The sequence below is a fragment of the Amycolatopsis sp. 3B14 genome (assembly GCF_050958625.1).
In the GTDB taxonomy this organism is placed as follows: domain Bacteria; phylum Actinomycetota; class Actinomycetes; order Mycobacteriales; family Pseudonocardiaceae; genus Amycolatopsis_E; species Amycolatopsis_E thermoflava.
The window spans coordinates 1-2,237 of sequence record NZ_JBHZEN010000117.1; the positions used below are offsets into that span (position 1 = coordinate 1).

The following is a 2,237-nucleotide window of genomic DNA, read 5'->3' on the forward strand; positions in this document are numbered from 1 at the left end:
TCAAGGCGGGAAAGAGTACCTTGACACGGCTGGTCGGCGACTAAAGATCGGCTGGGGATCGGGGGCGGGGGAGGTCTGGTTGGGGTGGTCGCTTGCTTTTCGTTGCCGACTTGCGTTTCCTGGGTCAGGAGGGGGCTAGTGCCTCTTCCTCTTCGGTGACCGGTGTCCTGCCGGGGATGCGCGTCGGGTGGTTGATGGGTACTCCGGCGGTCTCCGGCATGAGCATGATGGGCACGATGGCGATCGCGGCGGCGGCCATCAGGTAGAACGCCGGGATGGCCGTGTTGCCGGTGCCGTCGATCAGTGCGGTGATCACCAGCGGCGCCGTGCTGCCGAACGCCGCGGTGGACGTCGAATAGCCGATTGCGAAGCCGCTGTACCGGTTGCGGGTGGGGAACATCGCGGGCAGTGCCGAGCCGATCGTGCCGAGCATCAGCACCAGCAGCACCGACAGCATCGCCATGCCCACCACCGCGCCGAACACCGACCGGGTCTCCAGCAGGGCGATCGCAGGCCAGCTCACCACCAGGAAACCGATCGCAGCCGTCAGCAGCAGCGGTTTGCGGCCCACCCGGTCCGACAGCGCACCCACCGCGTTGACGACGAGCAGCATCCCGATCATGAGCCCGAGCGGGATCAGCAGTGACGCGGTGTCACCGAGTTCGAGCACCTCCGTGAGGTACGTCGGCATGTAGGCGATCAACGTGTACATCGCCACGTTGAGCAGGATGACGAACCCGATCAGGTTCAGCAGCTGCGGCCACATCTTCGTGAACGTCTCCCGCAACGGCACCCGCGACGTGGCGCCCGCCCGTTCCGCCTTCTCGAACGCGGGCGTGTCGGCCAGCTTCGTGCGCAGGTACCAGCCGACCAGTCCGAGCGGACCCGCCACCAGGAACGGGATGCGCCAGCCCCAGCTGTTCAGCGCCGCTTCGGACAGTCCCAACTGGACAGCCGTGGCGAGCAGGGCGCCCACGACGTTGCCGACCAGCGTGCCGAACTCCAGGAACGAACCGTAGAACCCGCGCCGCTTGTCCGGCGCGTACTCGGCGATGAACGTCGCCGCCCCGCCGTACTCGCCGCCGGTGGAGAACCCTTGCGCCAGCCTTGCCAGCAGCAGCAGGATCGGCGCCGCCACCCCGATCGTCTGGTAGTTGGGGATCAACCCGATGACGAACGTCGCGCCCGACATCATGATGATCGTGAACGACAGCACGCGTCGGCGCCCGAACCGGTCGCCCAGCGGGCCCAGGATGAGGCCGCCGAACGGCCGCAGCACGAACGGGATCGCGATCCCGGCGAAGACCAGCAGCAGTCGCGCCGTCTCGTCGGCGTCCGGGAAGAAGTTCAGGCCGATGCTGGTCGCGAGGTAGGCGTAGATGCCGTAGTCGAACCATTCCACGGCGTTGCCCATGGCCGCGCCGGCCACGGCACGGCGGACGGTGCGCTCGTCGGGTGGGGCTGCGGAGGTTTCCGTCATGATCGCTGTCCGTTTCATTGTGCGGAAGCAGGGATTCAACAGATGAAGGATAGGCGTTCAAACCTCCAGATGGGACCTCTTCCGGATGAACTCTGGAAAACAGTTCGGTTTCGCCCTACACTTCGGAACGTTGTTCCAACCACGGGAAGGGTCAGGTGCCCATGTCCGCGATCCGCCGTGCCGTGGTCTTCGACTGTGACGGTCTGCTGCTGGACACGGCGGCGGCCTGGTACACCGCGTTCCGGACCGGGGCGCAGGCCCTGGAGCTGGAGCTGAGCGACCGGCAGTTCGCCACCCTGGCCGGGGCGTCGGTGGGGGCGGCGGCCGCGCGGATCGCCCTGTGGGCCGGCCAGTCCGGGGAGACCGGCCGGGTCGCGAAGATGCTGGACGAGGCGCTGCGGACCGCGGTGGAACTTCGGCCGCCCGCCGTGCTGCCGGGGGCACTGGAACTCGTTTCCACGCTGGCCGGGCGCGTTCCGCTGGCGGTGGCGTCGAACGCGCCGGCCGGAGTGCTGTCGGAGGTGCTGAGCGGGGCCGGGCTGCAGCCGGCGTTCCGGGCGGTCGTCAGCGCCGACGAGGTGGCGGCGCCCAAACCGGCGCCGGACGTCTACCGGGCCGCCTGCCGAAGACTCGGGGCCGACCCGCGGGGCTCGGTCGCGCTGGAGGACTCAGCGGCGGGCGCGACGGCGGCGCAGGCGGCCGGCCTGTCGGTGGTCGTGGTGACGGACAGCGCGTGGCCCGGCCGCACCCCGCTGCG

At 69.1% G+C, this 2,237-nt stretch carries 2 protein-coding genes; one reads left to right on the plus strand and one right to left on the minus strand.

Annotation, left to right across the window (positions count from 1 at the left end; genetic code table 11):
• Positions 1-124: 124 nt before the first annotated feature.
• Complete coding sequence (locus ACCP09_RS39685) at positions 125-1,480, minus strand: MFS transporter (RefSeq protein WP_378337135.1); 1,356 nt, start codon at positions 1,478-1,480, stop codon at positions 125-127.
• A 161-nt stretch (positions 1,481-1,641) separates the two neighbouring features.
• Here ACCP09_RS39685 and ACCP09_RS39690 point away from each other — a divergent pair.
• On the plus strand, positions 1,642-2,237 hold a 596-nt coding region (locus ACCP09_RS39690; protein WP_433754234.1), incomplete at its 3' end, for an HAD family hydrolase.